This window comes from Verrucomicrobium sp. GAS474, assembly GCF_900105685.1.
Taxonomy (GTDB): Bacteria; Verrucomicrobiota; Verrucomicrobiia; order Methylacidiphilales; family GAS474; genus GAS474.
In genome coordinates this window covers 333,976-357,232 of the sequence record NZ_LT629781.1, presented here as the reverse complement: position 1 = coordinate 357,232, position 23,257 = coordinate 333,976, and the positions used below count along the sequence as shown (strand labels likewise).

The 23,257-nt window shown below is 67.3% G+C and carries 20 protein-coding genes; 13 read left to right on the top strand and 7 right to left on the bottom strand.

The features are described 5' to 3' along the window. Nucleotides 1–25 precede the first annotated feature (25 nt). Complete coding sequence (locus BLU04_RS01535) at nucleotides 26–1,480, top strand: MBOAT family O-acyltransferase (protein ID WP_093281326.1); 1,455 nt, start codon at nucleotides 26–28, stop codon at nucleotides 1,478–1,480. Nucleotides 1,481–1,550: 70 nt separating this feature from the next. Then, complete coding sequence (locus tag BLU04_RS01530) at nucleotides 1,551–2,441, top strand: hypothetical protein (RefSeq protein ID WP_093281324.1); 891 nt, start codon at nucleotides 1,551–1,553, stop codon at nucleotides 2,439–2,441. A gap of 6 nt (nucleotides 2,442–2,447) precedes the next feature. On the opposite strand, the gene BLU04_RS01525 is transcribed toward BLU04_RS01530, so the two are convergent. Together BLU04_RS01525 and BLU04_RS01520 are read right to left on the bottom strand one after the other, a co-directional pair. Further along, nucleotides 2,448–3,986, bottom strand: coding sequence for a hypothetical protein (locus BLU04_RS01525; protein WP_093281322.1), 1,539 nt, complete (start codon nucleotides 3,984–3,986; stop codon nucleotides 2,448–2,450). After that, nucleotides 3,983–5,827 (bottom strand): hypothetical protein, encoded by a 1,845-nt coding sequence (locus tag BLU04_RS01520; protein WP_093281319.1) that lies wholly within the window; start codon nucleotides 5,825–5,827, stop codon nucleotides 3,983–3,985. Before BLU04_RS01520 ends, BLU04_RS01525 begins: the two co-directional genes overlap by 4 nt. Before the next feature lie 103 nt (nucleotides 5,828–5,930). Here BLU04_RS01520 and serS point away from each other — a divergent pair, with 103 nt between their 5' ends. From serS to atpC, 10 genes are all read left to right on the top strand, one after another. Continuing rightward, nucleotides 5,931–7,217 (top strand): serine--tRNA ligase, encoded by a 1,287-nt coding sequence (gene serS, locus BLU04_RS01515; protein ID WP_093281318.1) that lies wholly within the window; start codon nucleotides 5,931–5,933, stop codon nucleotides 7,215–7,217. A 27-nt stretch (nucleotides 7,218–7,244) separates the two neighbouring features. Then, a complete protein-coding gene (locus tag BLU04_RS01510; RefSeq protein WP_093281315.1) occupies nucleotides 7,245–9,599 on the top strand; it encodes a carboxy terminal-processing peptidase in 2,355 nt (784 codons plus the stop codon). Between the two features lie 520 nt (nucleotides 9,600–10,119). Beyond that, nucleotides 10,120–10,908 (top strand): F0F1 ATP synthase subunit A, encoded by a 789-nt coding sequence (locus BLU04_RS01505; protein ID WP_157895017.1) that lies wholly within the window; start codon nucleotides 10,120–10,122, stop codon nucleotides 10,906–10,908. A gap of 87 nt (nucleotides 10,909–10,995) precedes the next feature. Next, a complete protein-coding gene (locus tag BLU04_RS01500; RefSeq protein WP_093281311.1) occupies nucleotides 10,996–11,205 on the top strand; it encodes an ATP synthase F0 subunit C in 210 nt (69 codons plus the stop codon). A gap of 82 nt (nucleotides 11,206–11,287) precedes the next feature. Continuing rightward, nucleotides 11,288–11,863, top strand: coding sequence for a F0F1 ATP synthase subunit B (gene atpF, locus BLU04_RS01495; protein WP_157895016.1), 576 nt, complete (start codon nucleotides 11,288–11,290; stop codon nucleotides 11,861–11,863). Between the two features lie 27 nt (nucleotides 11,864–11,890). Continuing rightward, complete coding sequence (locus BLU04_RS01490) at nucleotides 11,891–12,310, top strand: F0F1 ATP synthase subunit delta (RefSeq protein ID WP_093281306.1); 420 nt, start codon at nucleotides 11,891–11,893, stop codon at nucleotides 12,308–12,310. Nucleotides 12,311–12,372: 62 nt separating this feature from the next. Then, nucleotides 12,373–13,932, top strand: coding sequence for a F0F1 ATP synthase subunit alpha (gene atpA, locus BLU04_RS01485; protein ID WP_093281303.1), 1,560 nt, complete (start codon nucleotides 12,373–12,375; stop codon nucleotides 13,930–13,932). 47 nt (nucleotides 13,933–13,979) lie between these two features. Continuing rightward, a complete protein-coding gene (gene atpG / locus BLU04_RS01480) occupies nucleotides 13,980–14,888 on the top strand; it encodes an ATP synthase F1 subunit gamma (RefSeq protein WP_093281300.1) in 909 nt (302 codons plus the stop codon). Between the two features lie 57 nt (nucleotides 14,889–14,945). Then, complete coding sequence (gene atpD / locus BLU04_RS01475; protein ID WP_093281297.1) at nucleotides 14,946–16,364, top strand: F0F1 ATP synthase subunit beta; 1,419 nt, start codon at nucleotides 14,946–14,948, stop codon at nucleotides 16,362–16,364. Nucleotides 16,365–16,384: 20 nt separating this feature from the next. Continuing rightward, nucleotides 16,385–16,819 carry an ATP synthase F1 subunit epsilon gene (gene atpC, locus BLU04_RS01470; RefSeq protein ID WP_093281294.1) on the top strand — a complete coding sequence of 145 codons (435 nt, stop codon included), beginning with the start codon at nucleotides 16,385–16,387 and terminating at the stop codon, nucleotides 16,817–16,819. 349 nt (nucleotides 16,820–17,168) lie between these two features. On the opposite strand, the gene BLU04_RS01465 is transcribed toward atpC, so the two are convergent. Both BLU04_RS01465 and BLU04_RS01460 read right to left on the bottom strand, forming a co-directional pair. Further along, nucleotides 17,169–17,627: a flavodoxin domain-containing protein gene (locus tag BLU04_RS01465; RefSeq protein WP_093281291.1), complete on the bottom strand. Its 459-nt coding sequence runs from the start codon at nucleotides 17,625–17,627 to the stop codon at nucleotides 17,169–17,171. Nucleotides 17,628–17,672: 45 nt separating this feature from the next. Then, entirely contained in the window at nucleotides 17,673–18,650 is a 978-nt protein-coding gene (locus tag BLU04_RS01460; protein WP_157895015.1) for a hypothetical protein, read from the bottom strand. A gap of 160 nt (nucleotides 18,651–18,810) precedes the next feature. On the opposite strand from BLU04_RS01460, the gene BLU04_RS01455 reads away from it, so the two are divergent. Beyond that, on the top strand, nucleotides 18,811–19,890 hold the full coding sequence (locus BLU04_RS01455) for an NAD(P)-dependent alcohol dehydrogenase (protein WP_093281286.1): 1,080 nt from the start codon (nucleotides 18,811–18,813) through the stop codon (nucleotides 19,888–19,890). 685 nt (nucleotides 19,891–20,575) lie between these two features. Here the strand turns inward: BLU04_RS01455 and BLU04_RS01450 are convergent. Genes BLU04_RS01450 through BLU04_RS01440 form a run of 3 tightly spaced genes read right to left on the bottom strand, consistent with a single transcriptional unit; the run spans nucleotide 20,576 to nucleotide 23,146 of the window. Next, nucleotides 20,576–21,394, bottom strand: a complete 819-nt coding sequence (locus BLU04_RS01450; protein WP_093281283.1) for a metal ABC transporter permease — start codon at nucleotides 21,392–21,394, stop codon at nucleotides 20,576–20,578. A 7-nt stretch (nucleotides 21,395–21,401) separates the two neighbouring features. Beyond that, nucleotides 21,402–22,271 carry a metal ABC transporter ATP-binding protein gene (locus tag BLU04_RS01445; protein WP_157895014.1) on the bottom strand — a complete coding sequence of 290 codons (870 nt, stop codon included), beginning with the start codon at nucleotides 22,269–22,271 and terminating at the stop codon, nucleotides 21,402–21,404. Then, on the bottom strand, nucleotides 22,268–23,146 hold the full coding sequence (locus BLU04_RS01440; protein ID WP_157895013.1) for a metal ABC transporter substrate-binding protein: 879 nt from the start codon (nucleotides 23,144–23,146) through the stop codon (nucleotides 22,268–22,270). The genes BLU04_RS01445 and BLU04_RS01440 overlap by 4 nt, the downstream gene beginning before the upstream one ends. Nucleotides 23,147–23,257: the final 111 nt, after the last annotated feature.

Genomic DNA, 23,257 nt, shown 5'->3' with positions numbered 1-23,257 from the left:
ACTTTCACGGTATTTTTCCTCGACCATGCTCTTCACCAGCCTTTCCTTTTTCTGGCTCCTGACGGCGACGCTCTTCCTTTACTACGTCGTGGCGCGGACGGCGGCGCTGCAGATCGGGGTGCTGGTGGCGGCGAGCCTCGTTTTCTACGCGTGGGAGAATCCGCTGCTCCTCATCCTCCTCGCGTTCTGCACCGGCGTGGCGGCGGGGGTGAGCCGGGCGGTCGCCGTCGATGCGGCGGGCGGGGGGCGGCATCGGGCGGGGTGGCTCGTCTTCGGCGGGGTGGCGGTGCTCCTGGCGATGCTCGCCTATTTCAAGTACTCGAAGCTCTTCTATTGGACGTTCCACGCCGAGGCGGCCCGGGTTTACCACGCGTTCCACGGGGAGGGCGCGGGGTGGGCGTGGCGGCAGTTCCTGCTCGGCATGCCGCTCCCGATCGGGATCTCCTTCTACATTTTCCACGGGATCAGCCTGATCGTCGACACGTGGCGCGGGGACTGGAAGCCCCCGGCGAGGGAGGGCGGGCTCTCGGCCTTCGGGCGGACGACGCTCTACATGGTCTTCTTCCCCCAGCTGATCGCGGGGCCGATCACGAAGGCGCGCGATTTCTTCCCCCAGATCCAGACCCCGGCCTCGGGGGTGAAGCGGTGGAAGGAGATCGATTTCATCGCCGTCGCGCGGCTGCTGATCGCCGGGTATTTCTTCAAGCGGGTCGTCGCCGACAACCTCGCGACGGAGACGATGTGGATGGGGGCCGGCTCCTACGAGGGGCTCCCCGGGTTCCATCTCCTCCTCCTCCTCTTCGGCTTCTCGGCCCAGATCTTCGCCGACTTCTACGGCTACTCCCTGATCGCGCTGGGGCTGGGGCGGCTCTTCGGGTTCCGGCTCCCGGTGAACTTCGACCGGCCCTACCTCGCGGCGAGCTTCTCCGAGTTCTGGCGGCGGTGGCACATGTCGCTCTCCGCATGGCTCCGGGATTACCTCTTCATCCCGCTCGGCGGCTCGCGGCACGGCCTGGCCCGGACGGCGGTGAACCTCATGATCGTGATGTTCCTCGGCGGGCTGTGGCACGGGGCGGCGTGGGGCTTCGCCTTCTGGGGGCTCTTCCACGGCGCGGCCCTCGCGCTGGAGCGGCCCTTCCTACGGAAGGAGGGGGAATCGTCGGGCGTCGAGCGGGCGGTCCGCATCGCGATTGTCTTCTCCCTTGTCACCTTCGGCTGGCTCTTCTTCAAGTTCCCGAACCTCGGCCAGGCCTTCGCCTATCTCCATGCGATCGGGGCGAACTGGCCGAAGAAGATCCTGCTGCAGCAGTGCGCGCCGGTCCTCCTCTGCCTGATCCCGGTCTTCCTCCACCACGCCTCGCCCTTCCTCTTTCCGAAGGGCTTCTCCGCCCGGCTGGAGGCGTGGACGCTGGCGGCGATGCTTTTCCTCCTCCTCGTGAACAGCGGAGTTCCCGGTGCCTTCATCTACTTCCAATTCTGATTCGTCCTCCAGTTCCCCGGATGCCAATGGACCGGAGAGGAGGGGGCTGTTTCTTTTCCTTTGGGCGGCGATGTGGCGCGCGGCGCTCCTCTTCGGGCTCTACGCGGCGTGGATCGCGGCCGTGAGTCCGACGGTCTACGACAATCTCTCGACGATGGAGGCCCGGCATGCGATGGTGACGGAGCGGTTCCTGGTCCGTCCCTCGATGCCCGAGGCGGTCCTCGTCGGCAGCTCGATGTCGCGCGCGCTGGAAAAGGGGTTGGCCGAGAGCGGCGCTCCCGAAATCTACGACCTCGGCTTCTTCGGGGGGAGCCCGCTCACGGGGAACGCCCTCCTCCTGCACGGGAAGACGCTGCCCCGCCTCGTCGTCATCGAGGTGAACAATCTGCGGCAGCCCGCCGCCGAGGCGTTCCTTCAGGAGATGCTCGGGCCGCCGTGGGGGTGGCTCCGTCTCCATTGTCCCGCGCTGCGCACCGAGTACCAGCTGCTGCGTGTCATCCAGAGCGGGGCGCGGACCCTCGGCCACCGGATCGCGGGGAGCCCCCTCGATCCGCCCCGCTCCGACGTCGAGCCGCCGACGCCCCATCTGGAGGAGGGGATCGCCTTCGCCCACCGGGCCGACGAGACCTTCCAGGCCACGGTCTGGAAGCAGGTGCCGAAGAACCTCGACCGGCTCGCCGTCCAGGTCGATGAGCTCCGGAGCCGCGGCGTGCAGGTGCTCTTCCTCTACCTCCCTCCCGATCCCCGCGTCGAGGGGAGCGAGTTCCGGACCTACCTCCGCGGGGCGGTGCTGGCGCGGTTCCCGAAAGCGGAATGGCCGTGGCTCGATTTCCCGGTCGACGGCTCCTACCGGACGACCGACGGCGTCCACCTCACAGGGCCGAGCGCCCGACGGGCCTCGGCGCGAATCCGGGAACGGGTGCGGGAGATGCTCTCCGCCGCGCCGCCCGCGGGGCGGTGACACGGACTAGTTCGCGCTCTCGATCCGCTCGTAGAAGGCGAAGCGGTAGGAAGGGGCCGTCCCGCTGAGGGCGATGCCGAGGAAGCGCGGTTTTTCGGCCGTGAAGTCGTCCCACACCTTGCGGAATCCGGGGAGCTCCGGCGCGGTTTCGTAGGCGGTGAACCGTTGCTGGAGGACGATGTAGGCCGGATGGTCGTCCCGGCGCTGCGCGGGATCGAGGGCGAAGGCGCGGACCGGGTTCGGCTGCTCGACGTCGTCGAAGAGGAGCCAGAGCGACTTCGAGACGGCGATGAGGCCGGGGGGGCGTTCCCCAAGGAGCCGGGCTGCCTGAACCTTCGCCGCGTCGAGGCTCCCCGCCCGGTCGGCGAGGGCGTAGGGGAAGAGAAGGGCGCGATGGAGGAACCCCGAGGCGCAGGCAAGGAAGACCGCGAGGAGGAGGACGAAGCCGAGGCGCGGCGCGGTCCGTCCCCCCATCCGTTCGCCCATCCTGCCGCCGAGGATCAGGATCACCCAGAGGGTGACGGGGGTGAAGACCCAGAGGTTATAGGCCCGGTCCCACGCCTCGGCGACGAAGTGGAAGAAGAAGGCGGCGAGGCATCCCGTGAAGAAGACGATCCCGACCCGCGTCCCCCTCCCTTCCTTCCAGCGCCGGACGACAGCCTCGCCGAGGAGGGCCGCCGCCACCAGGACGAGGAGGCCGTAGGCGGTGGCGTAGGAATGGAGGAAGAGGAATTTCAGCGGCTGGTTCTTGTGGGGATCGTCCCAGGTTCCCGAGACCATCGTCGATCCGGCGTGCCAGCGGATGCCGTCGAAGGAGGCCTGGAGGCCGTTCGGGCTGACGGCGAAGAGGAGGAGCATGACGCCGACGCCGATGAGGCAGAACGGAATCAACAGGGTGGCCACATGCGGGAGGGTGAGCCGGAGGGAGAGCCGCAGGCCGAGGAGGGCGGTGGCGAACAGGGCGGCGACGGGATGGAGGAAGGCGAGGAGGCCGAGGACGGGCGAGAGGAGGAAGATCTCTCGGTCGGCCAGGGCGACGGCGAGGGCGCCGAACAGGACGACGACGGTCGCCATCGTGTCGGGCCGCCCGAAGGCGAAGGCCGAGCCGTAGGTGCCGAGGGCGAGGAGGGCGGCGAGGGCGAGGAGCCAGCCCTTCCGCCGTTGCTCCGGGGGCCGCCGCCCCGCCCAGTGGGCGAAGGGGAGGGCGGCGAGGAGGACGGTGAGGGAGCTCAGCGCGGCGAAGGCGGTGTAGATACCCTGCGCCGTCGCGCCGAAGGTGTGGGCGGCGATCTTCCCGAGGAACCAGGGGAAGCCGGGCGGGTAGAAGACGAAGAGGTTCCGGTGGGTGATGTCGAACGACCCGGCGTTGACGTGGAGCGCGTTGACCAGCCCCTCTCCCCGCGCCTCGGCGAGGGCGGCGGGGAGGAACCAGAGCGTGTCGCCGTCGGACTGCGGGTAGCCGTGCCACGCCATGAAGGGGAAGAGGACGGCCATGCCGAGGGCGGCGAGCCAGAAGAGGGGGCGGAGGAGGCGGGGGGAGATCATGGCTGGACGTCGATCCGGAAGCCGTTGCGGGGCGCGAGGCCGAGGGCGTCGAGCGAGTCCTTGCTGCCGTGCCAGAGGGTGAGCTGGAGGAGGTAGGGACCGGCGGGGAGCCCCTGCGGTATCGCGTAGGTCAGGGGGATGACCGCCTTCAGTCCGGGATCGATGGGGGCGGGGATGAAGCTTTTGTGAAGTGGGTAGACGAGGTTGGGGCCTTTTTCCGAAATGCCGATCAACACCGGCTCGATGAGGATATTGCCGCGCCGTCCCCAATGCTTGAGGGTGAGGCTGCCGAGGTTCTCGACCTCGACCTCGACGCGGAGCGTCTCGCCGCTGCGGACGACGATCGGATTCGCCGTCGGGGAGAGCGGCGTGAGGACGGCCCGCGTCTCCTTCCACCAATCGAGGGCCGAGGTGTTGCGCGGGTGGCGGAGGTCGAAGGCGGCGTCGTAGAAGGCACCGCCGAGGCGGAGGGGGAGCTCGGTGAGGGCGGCCTTCGGCAGCTTCGCGAAGTCGTGCCGGGTCATCGAGTCGCTCTTCACGAAGTGGAACCAGTAGAGCTGGGTGAAGAGCTGCGCGTAGAGGACCGCCGCCCAGACGACGATCCAGACCGTCTGCTTCCGGCCCGCGTCGAGGCCCCGCGCCGCGAGCCACGCCGCGCCGAGGAGGAGGAGGGGGTAGGCGTCGACGAAGGCGCGGTGCCCCAGCGAGCCGCCGAAGGGCCAGCTGCTCCAGCTCGCCGCGATGTAGAGCTGGAGGAGGGCGCAGAGGAGAGTGGTCCCGGCTTCCAGGCGGAGGGGGGCGGCGGGAGGGAGGTCGGCCCCGGTCTTTCCGGCCGGTCCCGCCGGGCGGCGGCCGAGGAAGAGGGCGAGGAAGAGCCCCGCGACGGGAAGGAGGAGGAAGGGGAAGTGGAGGAAGGCCCCCTTGCGCCAGCTCCAGAGGACGTTGGCGAAGAGCGGGTCGCCGAGGTTGGAGAAGCCCTCGCCGCCGTAGGAATAGGCGAGGAAGGTCCCCATGCAGTACTTCCAGATCAGGAGCTGGGGGACGATCACGACGAAGCCCGCGACCGTGGCAAGGAAAGCCCCCCGCAGCCACTCCCACAGCGGCATCCGCCGGGCGAGGAGGGGAAGCAGGAAGAAGGGGACGAAGTAGAGGACGGTGGTGTTCCGCGTCAGGAAGCCGTACCCGGCCAGGAGGCCGAGGAGGAGGGCGCGGCCCGGGGTCGGCGCGGCGGCGAAGCCGTCGAGGAGGTTCAGGAAGAGGGCGATCGCGGCGACGCTGTAGATGTGGGAGGCAAAGGAATCGAACGTCGCGTAGTGGGCGAGGTTCGTCCCGAAGGCGATGAAGACGAGGGCGGGGGCGACGGCCCCGGGCGGGAAGCGGCGCGCCAGCCACCGGGCCAGCGCCCAGAGGGCGACGGCGAAGGCGAGGAGCCCGGAGACGACGAGGGAGAGCTGGTAGGGGAGGGAGTAGCCGTCGGCGGCGTAGTGGTGGGAAAGCGGGGTCGCCGTGCAGAGGAAGTGGGCGAGGAGGTAGAACGGGGCCGCCGTGAGGGCGACACCGATCGGGTACTTGATGTTCCAGTGGCCTGTTTTCTCGATGAAGAAGCTCCCGCTCGGCACTGTCCCGGTCCCCTGCGCGGGGACGACGGCGGTGAGGTCGGTGGTGTGGTAGACGAAGGCGAGGGGGAGATAGGCGAAGTAGCCCTCGCCGTCGGAGCGGGCCGGGGGCCAGTTCGTCGTCCGGTTCACCCCGAGGAAGACGTAGAGGAGCGAAAGAAGGGTGGCAGCCAGGAAAAGGAGCGAGAGGACCCGCGAAAGTCCGGAACGAGAGCGAGGCGGCATCGGAAAACCGTGGCTAAAAGCCTCCCCGGGTTCAAGGATAGATCTTTCCCCCTCAGTCCCCGTCTTGCCCTTCAGAACGCGTTCTGATTCACTCAGCGTTTCCATGCTCGACATCAAGTACCTCCGCGACAACCCCGATGAAGCCCGCCGCCGCCTGGCGACCCGGGGCCGGGGCGACGAAGCCCACGTTGACACCCTCCTGGCCCAGGACGAGAGCCGCCGCGCCCTCCTGGTCCGCGTCGAGTCCCTGAAGGCGGAACGGAACAAGGCGAGCAAGGAGATCGGCGCGCGCAAGGCGAAGAAGGAGCCGACCGACGATCTGATGGCCGCCATGAAGACGGTCTCCGACGAGATCGCGGGGCTCGACGTCGAAGTCGCCGCCGTCGAGGCCGCGCAGGAGGCCCTCCTCCTCACCATCCCGAATTTCCCCCACGCCACCGTCCCCGTCGGCGACGATGCGGCGGCCAATCGGACCGAGCGGACCCACGGCGCTCCCGCCTCGTTCCCCTTTGCGCCGAAGAACCATATCGACCTCGCGGCTCTCTCGGGGCTGCTCGACTTCGAGCGGGCCGCGAAGATCTCCGGCAGCGGCTTCCTGGTCTTCAAGGGGAAGGGGGCCCGCCTGGAACGGGCCCTGATCTCCTATCTCCTCGACTTCCACACCGAGGCGAAGGCCGCCCCCGGCCTCGACGCCTACGTCGAAGTCTCCCCTCCCTTCCTCGTCCGGGGCGAGGCGATGAAGGGGACCGGCCAGCTCCCGAAATTCGCCGACGACATGTACAAGATCGAGGGCGAGGACCTCTACCTCATCCCGACCGCCGAGGTCCCGGTGACGAACCTCCACGCCGGGGAGATCGTCCCCGCCGAGGCCCTCCCGATCCGCTACGCCGCCTACACCCCCTGCTTCCGCAAGGAGGCGGGGAGCGCCGGGAAGGACACGCGCGGGATGATCCGCGTCCACCAATTCGACAAGGTCGAGCTCGTCCAGATCGTCCGCCCGGAGGACTCCTACGCCGCCCTCGACCGCCTCGTCGCCCAGGTCGAGGCCGTCCTCCAGAGCCTCGGCCTCCATTACCGGGTCCTGACTCTCTCGACGGGCGACATGGGCTTCGGCGCGGCGAAGTGCCACGACATCGAGGTCTGGGCTCCCGGCCTCGGGACGTGGCTGGAGGTCTCCTCGTGCAGCAATTTCGAGGACTTCCAGGCCCGCCGGATGGGGCTCAAATACAAGGATGCCGAGGGGAAGAACCGCTTCTGCCACACCCTCAACGGTTCCGGGACCGCCCTGGCCCGGTTATTTATCGCCCTTGTGGAAACGCACCAACAAGACGATGGTCGGGTCTTGCTTCCTGAGAAATTACGTTCATACATGGGGGCAGATTTTATTTAAAATCGGTAAAAACGAGCCCCTCCCTTTGTGATTCTCCTGAAGGTCCCCTCCAGAACGCTCGCCCTGACGGCGGCTCTGGTCTTTTCCATCGCCTCCTCCACGGGGGGCCTTCGGGCCGACGGCATCGTCATCCCCCAGCTCCCGCCGCCCGCGCCGACGGCGGCCTTCGGCGACGATCCCGCCGCCGCCATCGCCGCCACGGGGAACGCGGCGCAGGATGCGCGGATCGGCCAGATCGTCGCGAAGATCGTCAGCGGCGGCCACTACCTCCAGAAGCCGATCGACGACTCGGTCTCCCAGCTCTTCCTGAAGAGCTACGTCGACGCGCTCGACTTCCGCCACATGGTCTTCCTCCAGACCGACCTCGACGAATTCGCCCAGGCCTACGGCACCGCGATGGGGGTCCTCCTCCTCAACGCCGATCTCTCCCCCGAGGCGGCGATCTACAAGCGTTTCCTCGACCGCCTCGCCGAGCGCGTCGCCCTCGTCGACCGCCTGCTGAAGGACCCCGCCGTCACCGGCGACTTCACGAAGGACGAGAGCTTCAACATCGACCGGACGAAGGCCCCGTGGCCGAAGACCCCCGCCGAGGCCGACGACCTCTGGCGTCTCAACATCCGGTACGAGCTCCTCCAGGGCCGCCTCGGCACGAAGGAGAAGCCCGAGGAGACGATCAAGAATATCTCCCGCCGCTACAACCGCCTCCTGAAGACGATGCGGGAAAACGAGCACGAGGACCGCCTCGGCATCTACCTCTCCGCCCTCACCCACGCCTACGATCCCCACTCCGACTACCTCACCGAGGACGAGATGGAGAACTTCCGGATCAACACGATCAACATGTCGCTCGTCGGCATCGGCGCGGTCCTCTCGACCGACGTCGAGGGCTACCCGAAGGTCGTCAGCCTCGTCCCGGGCGGCCCCGCCGACCTCGGCGGCCAGCTGAAGCCGACCGACCGGATCCTCTCCGTCGCGCAAGAAGGGCAGAAGCCGGTCGACGTCGCCGACATGAAGCTCAACAAGGTCGTGAAGATGATCCGCGGCGCGAAGAAGACGAAGGTCACGCTGACCGTCATCGCCACCGAGGGCGCGGCGACCGACAGCAAGGGCAAGCGCGAGATCACGATCGTCCGCGACGTGGTGAAGCTGACCGAGCAGGTCGCCCAGGCCCGCCTCTACGAGCGGACCCTCGCCGACGGGACGAAGCAGCGTTACGCCGACATCATCCTCCCCGGCTTCTACGACCACGCCTCCGACGACGTGAAGCGGCTCCTCCTCCGCCTCCAGAAGGAGAAGATCGACGGCGTCATCCTCGACCTCCGCACGAACGGCGGCGGCATCCTCGAGGAGGCCGTGAACCTCACCGCCCTCTTCGTCCCCTCCGGCCCCGTCGTCCAGGTGAAGGACGCGCGCGGCGCCGTCCAGTCGTTCCGCATGGGCTTCGGGAACAGCCCCGTCTACACCGGCCCCCTCATCGTCCTCGTCGGGAAGCCGAGCGCCTCGGCCTCCGAGATCACCGCCGCCGCCCTCCAGGACTACGGCCGGGCGCTGATCGTCGGCGGGAAGACCACGTGGGGGAAGGGGACCGTCCAGAAGCTCTTCGACCTGAAGGAAATCAACCTCGGCTTCCGCACCGGGAACGATCCGGGCGGCCTGAAGCTGACGATCCAGAAGTTCTACCGCATCGCGGGCGGCACGACCCAGAACCGGGGCGTCCTCTCCGACGTCGTCCTCCCGGCCCTCGACGACTACATCGACTACGGCGAATCGTCGCTGCCGAACGCGCTGGCCGCCGACGAGGTCCCCGTCGCCGACTACACCCGCGTCCAGCCTCCCTTCACCTTCATCCCGCAGCTCCAGAAGGCTTCCTCGGACCGCATCGCCGGGAGCGAGGAATTCGCCTGCCTGAAGGACCGCCTCGCCCTGCTGAAGGAAAAGACGATCCCGCTCAACGAGGTCGCCCGCAAGGCGCAGCTCGACGCCTTCAAGGCGATCGACGAGCGGGAGAAGAAGCTCGCCGACAAGCCGGTTTCCGACCACAAGGTCTGGATCCTGAACCTCGCCATGCTCGACAGCAACCAGCCGCTGAAGCCGGTCTCCGACATCCGCCCCTCGGCGAAGTCGCTCAAGGGAAAGAAGGCCCCCGCCTCCTCGACGAGCGACGATGACGCCGACGCCGATTCGGCGACCCAGGACGAGGGAACCGTCCGTCGCGACATCTCCCTCGACGAGACCGTGAACATCTTCGGCGATTACATCCAGGCGCTGGGGAAAGCCCCCGGGACGCCGGCCACCGCCTCCGCGCCCGCCCCTGCCGCCGAGACCGACGCCCCCGCGAAGCCGCGCGGGTTGTGGGACGCGATGAAGGGCTTGTTCAAGTAGGCAGGGCGCTTTCGGCTCCGCCCGCACAGGGACGCGTGATTCTCCCAAGCGCCCATCTCCCGATAGGAGTCTAGGCGTATTGACCCTATCTCCCCCCGCAACCCGTACCCTCGGGCGTACCGGAACCATCCGATTTTAATCCAGTTAGGAGACGAGGCGCCGCCCAAGCGCATCCGCCTAGCTAAGGCCCTCCGAAGGGGAGGTTCGAGGAGGGGCGAAGCCCCTCTTGGGCTATAAAGCGGATCGCCTCCAGCTGTACAGGATTGACCGCGCAGGTCCCGAAGGGCCGCTCCGCAACACGGCATCAAGGACGCGCTTTCCCAAGCGCCCCTCTCCCCCCCCGTCAGGCAAAGAAGGGAGGTGTGGCAGATTGCCGCAGTACCCCAAAGGTTACAAAAAAAGCGTTGCCAAAAGAGGTGGGGGACGCCTATAGGAATAGCTCCCCTTTTATATTCCTATGCCGTTTTTTGCAGCATTAACATCTTCTGAGGCCGCGGCGGTCCACCAGGTTCCCTCTCCGGTGGCCCCCGTTCTCTTCCATCTCGGCCCCGTCGGCATCAGCGGCTCGATGATCGTCATGGTCGTCGTCGCGGCGGCCCTCATCGCCTTCGCCCAGATCGCCACCCGCTCCGCCACCCTCATCCCCACCGGTCTCCAAAACTTCGCCGAATGGGTGATCGAGTCCCTCTACAACTTCCTCGGGGACATCCTCGGCGCGAAGCTCGTGAAGGCGACGTTCTGGTTCTTCGCCTCGCTCTTCCTCTTCATCCTCGCGTTGAACTGGTTCGGCCTCCTTCCCGGCGTCGGCACCATCGGGCGCGGCGTCGGCGAGAGCGCCCTCGACCTCCACATCACCGAGCCCTTCCTCCGCGGCGCGAATGCCGACCTCAACCTCCCCGTCGCCCTCTCCCTCCTCTTCTTCGGCCTCTGGATCTTCTGGGCCGTCCGCTACAACGGCCCCGTCGGCGTCATCAAGCACATCTTCGGCTCGAAGGCCGATTTCCCCGGCATCGTCGGCTTCCTCATGGCGATCGTCTTCGTCGCCGTCGGCGTCCTCGAGCTGATCTCGATCCTGATCCGCCCCATCGCCCTTTCCTTCCGGCTCTACGGCAACGTCTACGGCGGCGAAGTCATGATCGACTCGATGATGAACCTCGCGAACAGCCCCTTCCTGAAGTGGATCGCCCCGACGCCCTTCTACTTCTACGAACTCCTCGTCGGCCTCGTCCAGGCCCTCGTCTTCTGCCTCCTCTGCTCCGTCTTCACGGCCATGATGTGCCGCCACGACGAAGAGGGAGGGAGCCACTAGCCCCTTTCAGACCCTTTGATCCCGCCGGACTGCGACAGACGCGGCGGCGGGTTCAGCCCCCAAAAAAACAAACCACCGCATCCCTCCATGAATCACCTCCTCGCTGAAATCACTGGCAACCTCCACGCCGGCCTCGCCCTCCTCGGCGCCGCCATCGGCATCGGCCTCATCGGCGCGAAGTTCGTCGAAGCCGTCGGCCGCAACCCCGGCGCGCAGAACAAGGTCCTCGTCTGGGCGATCCTCTGCATCGCGCTCGTCGAGTCGATCTTCTTCTACGCCCTGTTCCTGGTGAAGTAAGTCCCTCGGCGTCGCCCGCCGCATGGCGGGCGACGCCGACTTCCCTTTCCAACACGCTTCCTCCCCACCTTCCCCCTTTCCTATGTTCCTCTCCACGGTCATTCTCGCCCAAGCCGCCGAAACCGCCGCGCCCTCCAGCAGCATCGTCGGCGACCTGAAGGAAACGTTCGTCCATAACGGCGTCAACGGCCCCGACCTCCTCGCGCAGGCCATCGTCTTCCTCGTCGTCGCCCTCGCGCTGAAGAAGTTCGCCTACGGCCCGATCCTGAAGGTCCTCGAGGAGCGCCGGGCCCTCATCTCCCAGGGCCTCGAGAACGCCGAGAAGATCAAGGCCGAGCTCGCCAACGCCCAGGCCCACGCCGCCAAGGTCCTCCACGAGGCGGGCAACCAGGCCAACGGCATCATCGCCGAGGCCCGCAAGACCGCCGAGGCCCAGATCGCCAAGGCCCAGGCCGACGCCGCGAAGGTCGCCGAGGCCCAGCTCGCCTCCGCCCGGGAACAGATCGCCCAGGACCGCCAGCAGATGCTCCGCGAGACGAAGAACGAGGTCCTCGGCCTCGTCTCGACCGTCCTCACCCGCGTCTCCGGCAAGGTCCTCACCGCGCAGGACCAGGAGCGCCTGAAGTCCGAGACGCTCGCCGTCATCACGCAGAACTAATTTCGTCCCCTCCTCCCTCCGCACCCCATGAAGATCAACCGCGAAGCCCGCCGCGACGCCCGCAAGCTCTTCTCCGCCTGCCTCACCCCCACCGGGGTCGAGCCCGACCGGGTGCGGACCGTCGTGAAGCGGATCGCCGAGGGGAAGCCCCGGAACTACCTCCCCCTCCTCCAGCGTTTCAAGGAACTCCTCGCCATCGAGGAGGAGCGCCGGACCTACATCATCGAGAGCGCCGTCGAGCTCCCCGACAAGGGCGCGGCGATCTTCGCCGACCTGACGAAACGCTTCGGCGCCCCCCTCGTCACCCGCTACACGGTGAAGCCGGAACTCCTCGGCGGCGTCGTCATCTACGTCGGCAGCCGCATCTGGGACGGCTCCCTCCAGTATCGCCTGCGGAGCATCACCCCGCCCTCGTGGCTCCGCCGCCGCGGCATCGACGTCCGCTAAGGCGTCGTCCGCAATCCCTCCCTCTTTAAACAAGCAAAACGTTCCCTACCGAACCCACCATCATGAGCAGCCTCCTCCAGGAAATCGAAGCCCAGATCGCCAAAGTCAAAACCGACATCACCGAAGGGGCCGTCGGCACCGTCCGTGAAGTCACCGACGGCGTCCTGAAGATCAGCGGCCTCGGCGGCGTCGCGATGAACGAACTCATCGAGATCTCCTCCGCCACCTTCGAGACCAACGGCCAGACCGTCGGCCAGTACGCCCTCGTCCTCAACATCGAGGAAACCGAGGTCGGCGCCATCGTCCTCGGCGAGTTCACCGGCATCCGCGAGGGAGACCAGGTCCGCGCCACCGGGAAGCTCCTCCAGGTCCCCGTCGGCAAGGGCCTCCTCGGCCGCGTCCTCAACGCCCTCGGCCAGCCCATCGACGGCAAGGGGCCGATCACCGCGACCACCCACTATCCCGTCGAGAAGCTCGCCCCCGGCATCATCGCCCGCCGCTCCGTCAGCCAGCCCGTCCAGACCGGCATCATGGCCATCGACGCGATGATCCCGATCGGCCGCGGCCAGCGCGAGCTCATCATCGGCGACCGCGCCACCGGCAAGACCTCGATCGCCATCGACACGATCATCAACCAGGCCAACATCAACAAGGTCCAGGCCGGGAAGCCCGGCTTCCGTCCGATCTACTCGATCTACGTCTCGATCGGCCAGAAGAACGCCAACGTCGCCCGCGTCATCGAGATCCTGACCAAGGCCGGGGCCCTCGAATACACCATCATCGTCAGCGCCACCGCCTCGGACAGCGCCACCAGCCAGTTCATCGTTCCCTTCGCCGGGGCCGCGATCGGCGAGTGGTTCATGGACAACGGCATGGACGCCCTGATCGTCTTCGACGATCTCTCCAAGCACGCCGTCGCCTACCGCCAGGTCTCCCTCATCCTGAAGCGCCCCTCGGGCCGCGAAGCCTACCCCGGCGACGTCTTCTATCTCCACTCCCGCCTCCTGGAGCGTTCCGCCCGCCTGAGCGAGAAGGCCGGCGACGGCAGCCTCACCGCCCTCCCGATCATCGAGACCCAGGCCGGCGACGTCTCCGCCTACATCCCGACGAACGTCATCTCGATCACCGACGGCCAGATCTACCTCGAGACCGACCTCTTCCACCAGGGCATCCGTCCCGCCGTCTCGGTCGGCCTCTCGGTCTCCCGCGTCGGCTCGGCCGCGCAGATCAAGGCGACGAAGCAGGTCGCGGGCAAGATCAAGCTCGACCTCGCCCAGTATCGCGAGCTCGCGGCCTTCGCCCAGTTCGGCTCCGACCTCGACGCCGGCACCAAGGCCAAGCTCGACCGCGGCGCCCGCGTCGTCGAAGTCTTCAAGCAGCCCAACTACAGCCCGATCGCCATCGAGGTCCAGGTCGCCATCCTCTGGGCCGTCCAGAACAACTACTTCGACAAGATCCCCGTCGACAAGGTCCAGGACTTCAAGGCCAAGTACGTCGAGGCCCTGACCCTCCGCCACGAGCCGCTCCTCGCCGCCCTCCGCGACAAGGCCGCCATCAGCGACGAGATCGCCGCCGAGCTCAAGACCTTCGCCAACGCCTTCGTCACGGCCTACCAGGCCTAGGTCGAAGCGCTCCTCCAGCCAGAAGCCGAGAAACGAACAAGGAACGCATGGCCAACACGCGCGACATTCGCCGCCGGATCAAGTCGGTCAAGAACACCGCCCAGATCACCAAGGCGATGCAGATGGTGGCGGCGACGAAGATGCGCCGCGCCCAGGGCCGCGCCGTCGCCGGACGCCCCTACGCCGCCCTCATCGGGAAGGTTGCCTCGCGCATCCGCCCCGAGGTCGTCGACGCGGGCCACCCCCTCCTCGAGGCGAAGGAGCTCGCCGGGGCCGCCCCGAAGAAGCTCATCCTCGTCGTCGGCACCGACCGCGGCCTCTGCGGCGGCCTCAACACGAATCTCTTCCGCGAGATCCACAAGGCCGACAGCGCCACGACCCGCTACGTCTCCATCGGCCGCAAGGCGAAGAACTTCATTCCGCGCCTGAAGGCCTCCGGCGTTCCGACCGGCGGGAAGAACCTCCTCGCCGACTTCGAGCTGAAGGACAACTTCACCCTCGCCCAGAGCAAGGCCGTGAGCCAGTTCCTCATCGACCAGTTCCTGGCGGGCGAGTTCGACACCGTCGAGATCGTCTACTCCCGCTTCGTCAACGCCCTCGTCCAGGTGCCGACCCATGCCCCGCTCGTCCCCGTCTCCCACGCCGACCTGCTGAAGCAGGCGCCGGAGCCGGTCGCGGCCGCCGCCGACGGGGTCGAGGCCGTCTACCTCGCTGAGCCCGAGGCGGGCGAGCTCCTCAGCCACTTCCTCCCCGCGGTGATCCACTTCCAGGTCTACCAGGCGATCCTCGACGCGCGGGCCTCCGAGCACAGCGCCCGGATGGTGGCGATGAAGAACGCCACCGAGAACGCGAAGGGCCTCATCAAGGACCTCACGCTGCAATACAACAAGGTCCGGCAGGCCTCGATCACCACCGAGCTGCTCGAAATCACGACGGCCCAGATGGCCATCGCATAGCGAGCGTCCTCCCCTCCCACCCAATTTACGGAACACAACACGAAGCATCCCCCTATTATGGCGAATCAAGGCAAAATCGTTCAGGTCATCGGCCCCGTCGTCGATGTCGAATTCAGCGGCGCGGTCCCCGCGATCTATGAGGCTCTCGAAATCGAGTTCACTATCGAAGGCAAGCCCGCGAAGCTGACCCTCGAGACCCAGCAGCACCTCGGCCAGGGCTGGATCCGCGCCATCGCGATGTCCTCCACCGAGGGCCTCAAGCGCGGTCTCCCCGTCACCGCCACCGGCGCCCCCATCAGCGTCCCCGTCGGCGAGGGCGTCCTCGGCCGCATCTTCAACGTCCTCGGCGAGCCGACCGACGAGCGCGGCCCGGTCACCTTCACCAAGAAGTATCCGATCCATCGCACCGCCCCGGCCCTCGTCGACCAGGACACCGGCTCCACCATCCTCGAGACCGGCATCAAGGTCATCGACCTCATCTGCCCCTTCACGAAGGGCGGCAAGGTCGGCGCGTTCGGCGGCGCCGGCGTCGGCAAGACCGTCGTCATCATGGAGCTGATCAACAACATCGCGAAGGCGCACGGCGGCTACTCCGTCTTCGCTGGCGTCGGCGAGCGGACCCGCGAAGGCAACGATCTCTACCACGAAATGGCCGAGTCCGGCGTCATCAACCTCGAGAAGATCGAGGAGTCGAAGGTCGCCCTCGTCTACGGCCAGATGAACGAGCCCCCCGGCGCCCGTCTCCGTGTCGCCCTCTCCGGTCTCGCCATGGCGGAATACTTCCGCGACGAGAAGAACCAGGACGTCCTCCTCTTCGTCGACAACATCTTCCGCTTCTCCCAGGCGGGCGCGGAAGTCTCCGCGCTCCTCGGCCGCACGCCGAGCGCCGTCGGCTACCAGCCGACCCTCGCCTCCGAGATGGGCAACCTCCAGGAGCGGATCACCTCGACGAAGAACGGTTCCATCACCTCGTTCCAGGCCGTCTACGTCCCCGCGGACGACTTGACCGATCCGGCCCCCGCGAACACCTTCGCCCACCTCGACTCGACGATCGTCCTCGAGCGTTCCATCGCCGAACTGGGTATCTACCCCGCCGTCGATCCGCTCGCCTCGACCTCGAAGGCCCTCTCGCCCGACATCATCGGCGAGGAGCATTACAACGTCGCCCGCGGCGTCCAGAAGGTGCTGCAGCGGTACAAGGAACTCCAGGACATCATCGCGATCCTCGGCATGGACGAGCTCTCCGAGGAGGACAAGAAGACCGTCTACCGCGCCCGCAAGATCCAGCGTTTCCTCTCGCAGCCGTTCCACGTCGCCGAAATCTTCACCGGCGCGAAGGGGCAGTATGTCCCGATCGCCGAGACGATCCGCGGCTTCAAGGAAATCCTCGAAGGCAAGCATGACGCCCTCTCCGAAGGCGACTTCTACATGAAGGGCGACATGGCCAGCGTCCTCGCCGCCAAGGACGCCAAGTAAGCGGGATTCCCGAACCCACCATGAGCGACACCCTGCACCTCGAAATCGTCACCCCGGACGGCCGCGCCTTCGCGGGCGACGTCGCCTCGGTGACGCTCCCCGGGGCCGAGGGCGATCTGGGGATCCTCCCCCAGCACGCCCCGCTCCTGGCCGCCCTGCGGCCCGGCGAGCTCAGCTACCTGCCGGTGGAGCCCGGCGTCGGCGGCCCCGGCCGCGAGGTCTTCCTCGCCGTCGGCACCGGCTTCGCCGAGGTCACCGGGACCACCGTCTCGATCCTCACCGACATGGCGGTCTTCCCCAAGGACGTCAACGCCGAGGCCGCCGAGGCCGAGCTGAAGCGGGCTGAAGAGGCCCTCCGCTCCCGCACCCTCGTCGGCGAGGAACTGGAGGCGACCGAGGCGTCGCTGGCGCGCTCGACCGCGCAGCTGCACCTGATCCATACGCACAAGGCGTAGGCCGATTCGGCGACATGAAAAAAGGCACCGGGTTTCCCGGTGCCTTTTTTCGTTTTGGGGCGCTTGGGAGAGGGACGCGTCCTTCGCGCTGTTTTCCGGAGCGCCCTTCGGGACTTGCGCGGTCACCCTGTACAGCTGGAGGTAACCCGCTTTATAGCCACAGAGGGGCTTCGCCCCTCCGTGACCTCCCCTTCGGAGGGCCTGAATTAGGCGGACGCGTTTTGGCGGCGCCTCGTCTCGGAACTGGATTAAAATCGGCTGCTTCCTGGAGCGCCCGAGGGTACAGACTGCGGGGGGAGACGGTACCAATACGCCTAGACTCCTATTGGGAGAGCTACGCGTTTTGTTCTTACCGCATGACGGCGACGGCCAGGATGTACGGCAGCCGTTCCAGCCAGACTTCGAGGGGTTCGGAGTAATCGACGTCGCACTCGATCCGGTCGCAGAGCCGGGTCGCTCCGAGGCGTTCCATTTTCTCATCGAAGATGCGGCCGAAGCCGCAGAATTGCTCGTAGCTCGAATCGCCCAGGGCGAGGACGCCGTAGCCGACGCCGTTGAGGGAGCCGGGGGTGAGGAAGGCCATCTTGTCCCAGAAGGGGATGGCGTCGTCGGGCGGCTCGCCGTCGCCCCAGGTGCTGGTGACGATGAGGACGAGGCCCGCGGCCTTCAGCTTTTCGGGGGTGAAACCGGCCATGTTCTCCAGGCGCGGGAGGAAGCCGAGGGAGGCGGCCTTCTCGGCGGTTTTCTTGGCGCAGTCCTCGGCGTTGCCGGTCGTGGTGCCGAAGAGGATCGTGACTTCTTTGCTCATGCGGATGGATGAGGTGGGTTGCGTTCGGTGGGGGGGGTGAAAAAATCAGGCGAGGTGAAAGGAGGCGCGGATGAGGCGGTTCCACTTGTCGGGCGCCTGTCCCTTGCCGGAGGCGAGGGTGAAGAAGGCCCGGCCGTCGCGGTCGAGGCCGCTGACCTGGAGCGGCTCTCCCGGCTCCCACCAGCGGGGCTCGACGGCGAGCGACTCGATGGCGTCCATGCGGACGTGGAGGACGGAGTGGTCGTCGGTGCAGTAGGCCCAGCCGTCGGAGAGGCCGACCTTGCGGAAGCGGAAGGAATGGGAGTGGCTCAGCCCCGTCTCCCCGCCGCTCCCGCCGAGGGTCGCGGTGACGGAGAGCCCCGCGTGCATGAGGTGGCGGAAGGCGAGGAAAAGTTCGGTGATCTCGACCGGGCTGCCCTCGGGGAAGGCGGAGGAGGCCTGGCAATCGCAAGCGCCCTGGCCGTCGGCCTCGTCCCCGTCGGAGAGGAGGTGGGCCAGGTCGTTCGCCTCCATCCGGGCGTGGACGGGGGAGGGGGGTGGAAAGCCCTCGATGCCGATGGCCTGGTATTCCCGCACCCAATCGAGGAAGGCGGGGAAGTCGGCCTCGGGGGTCAGGCAGATCTTGTGGAAGAGGTTGCCCTCCAGGTTGCGGAATTCGACGGCGTAGCTGACGCCGCCCGGCATCGGCTGCTCCCAGACCCGCGCGTGATGCCAGTGGAGGAGCTCGAAGAAATGGTCGCCGTTCTCGGAAAGGAACCGGTCGCCGTCGCCCTCGGGGAGCTCGGGGTAGAGGCCGTAGTGGCCGAGGATCGCCGCCTGGTTGCGCGAGGCGATGAGGAGCGGGCCGAGGCGGCGGAGGCCGGAGAGCATCGGCTTCCACTGGCGGGAGAGGTGGAGCGCGATGCCGCCGTTGGCGGGGAACCAGAGGTTGCGCTTGAGGTCGGGCCGGAGGAGCGGGCTCGAGAAGCCCGAGGGAAGCCCGGGTAAGGGGGAGTCGGAAGGCCGGTTAAAGCGAAAGGACATGGCGGGGAGCATCCCCGATTTCGGCGCGCCCCGCTTCCTCCCCGTTGCGCTCCCCCGTTGGGAAGTTGCGCTTTCATCTGGTGGAAGGGGGAGGGAAAGGAGGGCGGCTCTCTTTAAGGGGGGGCTATCCGAACGGCGTTTTCTCGGCTAGAGTGGTCTGATGTCGATCACCCTTTCCAAGTCGGGCGCCCCCAAGGCGACGAAGTCGTATGCCGCCCGCGCCGCCCGCGAGCCCCTCGCCCCCTTCACCTTCGACCGGCGCGATCCGCTCCCGCACGACATCGTGATCGACGTCCTCTTCTGCGGCGTCTGCCACTCGGACATCCACCAGGCCCGCGACGAATGGGGCGGCAGCCTCTTCCCGATGGTCCCCGGCCACGAGATCGCGGGCCGCGTCATCGGCGTCGGCGACAAGGTGACGAAGTTCAAGGTCGGCGACCTCGCCGCCGTCGGCTGCTTCGTCGACTCGTGCCGCACCTGCGGCAGCTGCGGCGAGGGGCTGGAGCAGTATTGCGAGAACGGGATGACGGTGACCTACAACGGCATCGACCGGAGCGGCGCGCCGACCTTCGGCGGCTATTCGGAACGGCTCGTCGTCGACGAGGCCTACTCCCTCCGCGTCTCGGAGAAGCTCGACCTCGCCGCCACCGCGCCCCTCCTCTGCGCGGGGATCACGCTCTACTCCCCCCTCCGCCACTGGAAGGCCGGCCCGGGGAAGAAGGTCGGCATCGTCGGCCTCGGCGGCCTCGGCCATATGGGGGTGAAATTCGCCCACGCTTTCGGCGCCCACGTCGTCCTCTTCACCACCTCGCCGGGCAAGGTCGAGGACGGAAAGCGCCTCGGAGCCGACGAGGTCGTCATCTCGAAGGACGCCGACGCGATGGCGAAGCACGCGAACAGCTTCGACCTCATCGTCGACGCCGTCTCGGCCGAGCACGACATGAACGCCTACCTCAATCTGATCAAGCGGGACGGCACCCTCGTCCTCGTCGGCGTCCCCGAGAAGCCGCTCTCGATCCATCCGTTCAGCGTCGTCGCGAAGCGGAAGAACTTCGCCGGCTCGTGCATCGGCGGCATCGCCGAGACCCAGGAGATGCTCGATTTCTGCGCCGAGAAGGGCATCGTCAGCGACATCGAGCTGATCCCCATCGATAAGATCAACGAGGCGTACGAGCGGATGCTGAAGAGCGACGTGAAGTATCGCTTCGTGATCGACATGGCGTCGCTGAAGAACAGCTAGTGCCGGCGACCGGGCGTTTCTCTCCCGATAGGAGTCAGGGCGTATTGGCCCCGTCTCTCCCTATCGCTCGTACCCTCGGGCGCTCCAGGAAGCAGCGGATTTTTATCCAGTTAGGAGACGAGGCGCCGCCAAAGCGCGTCCGCCTAGTTGAGGCCCTCCGAAGGGGAGGTTCGAGGAGGGGCGAAGCCCCTCTTGGGCTATAAAGCGTGTTACATCCAGCTGTACAGGGTTGACCGCGCAAGTCCCGAAAGGCGGTTCCCGTTCCGCGATCCCTTTCCCCGTGCGCCTTGTCTCCCAAGCGCTCCTCTCTTATGCGCTTGGCAGACGGAGCGCCTAGGAGGCCCACGCTGAGTTAACGCCACGGAGCGGGGCAGCCCTTCGGGACCTGCACGGTCAACCCGGTACAGCTGGATGTAACCCGCTTTAACGCCACAGAGGGGCTTGCCTCCCGGCCATGCCAGTTAGTTTCCCCTGAGGAACGAGGTCGCTACCGCGACGGCATTCTGCCCCTCCGTGACCTCCTGTTCTGAGGGCCTGAACTAGGCGGACGCGTTTCCCCCTGCGCCTCGTCTCCTCACTGGATTAAAATCGGATGGTTCCAGTACGCCCGAGGGTACGTACTAAAGGGGTAGCAGTACCCATACGCCCAGACTCCCATCGGGAGAGGAACGCTTGGCGTTACCCTTTACCTCCGCCCCGCAACCGCCCGGCATCCCAGCAAGATCGCGATATCGAGCAGAATGATCGACGGCCCCGCCGGGAGGTCGAACAGGCACGAGACGATGATTCCGCCGACGGCTCCGGCTCCGCCCAATAGGAGGGCGGCGCGGGTCATTCCGGCGAAGTCCCTCGCCACCAGCCGCGCCGCCGTCGCCGGGATGACGATGAGGCCGCTGAGGAGGAGGGTTCCGAGCATCTGGATGCAGACCGTCACCGTCGCGGCGACGACGAGGGCGAAGAGGAGGTTCAGGCGGGCGACGGGCAGCCCTTCGACGCGGGCGAGGTCGGGCTGGACGATGCCGAGGAGGAAGGCCCTCCGGTTCCAGCCGAGGAAGGCAAAGAGGACGAGGGCGAGGGCGGCCTGGGCCAAGAGGTCGGCCTTGCCCGAGGCGTAGATGTCACCGAAGAGGAGGCTGTCGATCAGCCGGTATTTCCCCAGCTTGCTCAGGACGGCGACGCCGAGGGCGACGCTCCCGGTGAAGGAGAAGGCGATGATGGCGTCGGGGCGGAGCGTCGTTTGCTCGGCGATCTGGGCCATCCCGGCGGCCAGCAGGAGGCTGAAGAGGAGGACGACGGGCAGGAGCGGCATCCAAGGCCAGACGGCCTGGACGACGAAGCCGAGGGCGATGCCGGTGAGGGCGGCGTGGGCGAGGGCGTCGCTGAAGAACGACATGCCGCGCAGCGTGATGAAGACGCCGAGGTAGGCGCAGACGGGGCCGAGGAGGAGGGCGGAGAGGAGGGCGTTCCGGACGAAGGGAAAGTGCCAGAGGTCCAAGAGACTCATGTTTGGCTCATCGCGCTGGCGCGCTGGCGGGTGGCGTCTCCACTTTCTGCTTCTGATCGCCGTAGACTCCGGCGAGGACGTGCTCCTGGAGGACCTCGGCGGGGGTGCCGACGGCGCAGACGTGGCGGTTCAGGCAGACGACGACGTCGGCGACGCCGCCCGCCATGTGGAGGTCGTGGGAGACCATGACGATGGCGAGGTTGCGCCGCTGGCGGAGGTCGAGAAGGAGGTCGCGGAAGAGGGTGCCGCCCTTGATGTCGACGCCGGTCATCGGCTCGTCGAGGAGGAGGAGGGAAGGATCGCCGAGGAGGCTGTAGGCGATGAAGACGCGCTGCATCTCGCCGCCGGAGAGGGAGCCGAGGGGCCGCCGCGCGAGAGAGGAGACGCCGAGTTCGTCGAGGAGGGCGAGGGCCTTCTCCTCGTTCTTCCCCTTGCCGAAGGGGAGGAAGCGGGCGAGGCCGGTTTCCTGTTTCTGGAATTTGAGGGCGAGGAATTCGAGGACCGAGACGGGGAGGCCCCGGTCGAAGGCCTGGTATTGCGGGACGTAGCCGATGGCCTTCGCCTCGGGGCGGAGGCGGGAGAGGCTTCCCTCGGCGAGGGGCTGCAATCCGGCGATGGCGCGGAGGAGGGAGGTCTTCCCCGCGCCGTTCGGGCCGATGAGGGCGATGATCTCGCCCGCGCCGATTTCGAGGGTGACGCCGTGGACGGCCCATTCGCTCCGCGCCTTCGTCGCGCCGGGGTAGCGGACGCCCGCGTTCTCCAGCCGCAGCAGGGCGCGGCCCGGCGCGAGGGGGGCGCGGAGCGGATGGTTCACCGCGGGGGAGGGTTCCCCGCAGGAGGAGCAGCCGCAGGCGGAGGAGGCGGGGGGCGTTTTCACGGTCGGGCCATTGTCCACGCTTCGCGCAAGGTTTCAAGGTTGCGGCGCATGCGGAGGAGGTAGTCCTCGGACCGGGGCAGGCTGGCGGCCACCGCCGCGGGGGCGACCTCCAGCGTGTCGAGCTCGGCGACGGCGGCGCCGCTCTCGGTCGCGATCCGTTTGAGGAGCTTCGGCGAGTAGCCTTCCTCGGCGAAGACGGTGCCGACATGGGCGGCTTTCAGCTTCGTGATGAGGGCGGCGATTTTCTGCGGGCCCGGTTCCTTCTCGGGGAAGTCCTCGACGCTGCCGAGGTAGTGGAGGCCGTAGCGGGAGGCGAACCAGGGGAAGGCGTCGTGGAGGGTGAAGAGCTCCTTCCGCGGGGCGGGGAGGGAGGCGAAGAGGGCGCGGAAGTCGGCGTCGAGGGCGTCGAGCTTCGCGAGGTAGGCCGCGGTGTTCGCGTCGTAGTCGGCGGCGTGCGCGGGGTCGAGTTCCTTCAGCGCGTCGCGGATCGCCTTCGCCTGTTCCTTCGCCAGGACGGGATCGAGCCAGGCGTGGGGGTTGCCCTCCTTGGCGGCGTCCCGCTCCCCGGGCGTCATCGCGGCGAGGAGGCCGGGGGCCTTGGACAGATCGAGGATCCGCGTTTTCTTTCCCGCGAGATTTCCCGCCGCCGTCGTCAGCCACTCCTCGACGCCGAAGCCGTTCACGACGAGGAGGTCGGCCTGGGAGAGGGTCTTGTAGTCGGTGGGGGTCGGCGCGAAGTCGTGGGGATCCCCCCCGGCGGGGCAGAGGGTCCGCGCATCGATCCGGTTGCCGGAGACGGCGGCGACGTGGGCGGCGATGGGAAGGAACGAGGCGGCGACGACGGGCCCGGCGTCGCCGAGGGAAGGGAGGGACAAAAAGAATGGCGAAAGGAGGAGCGCGATCGCGCATTTATTCATGCAAGCAACTTGCATTATTTTGTTCCTCATCGCAATCAAAAAAGAAGAGAGGGATGAAAATCCCCCTGT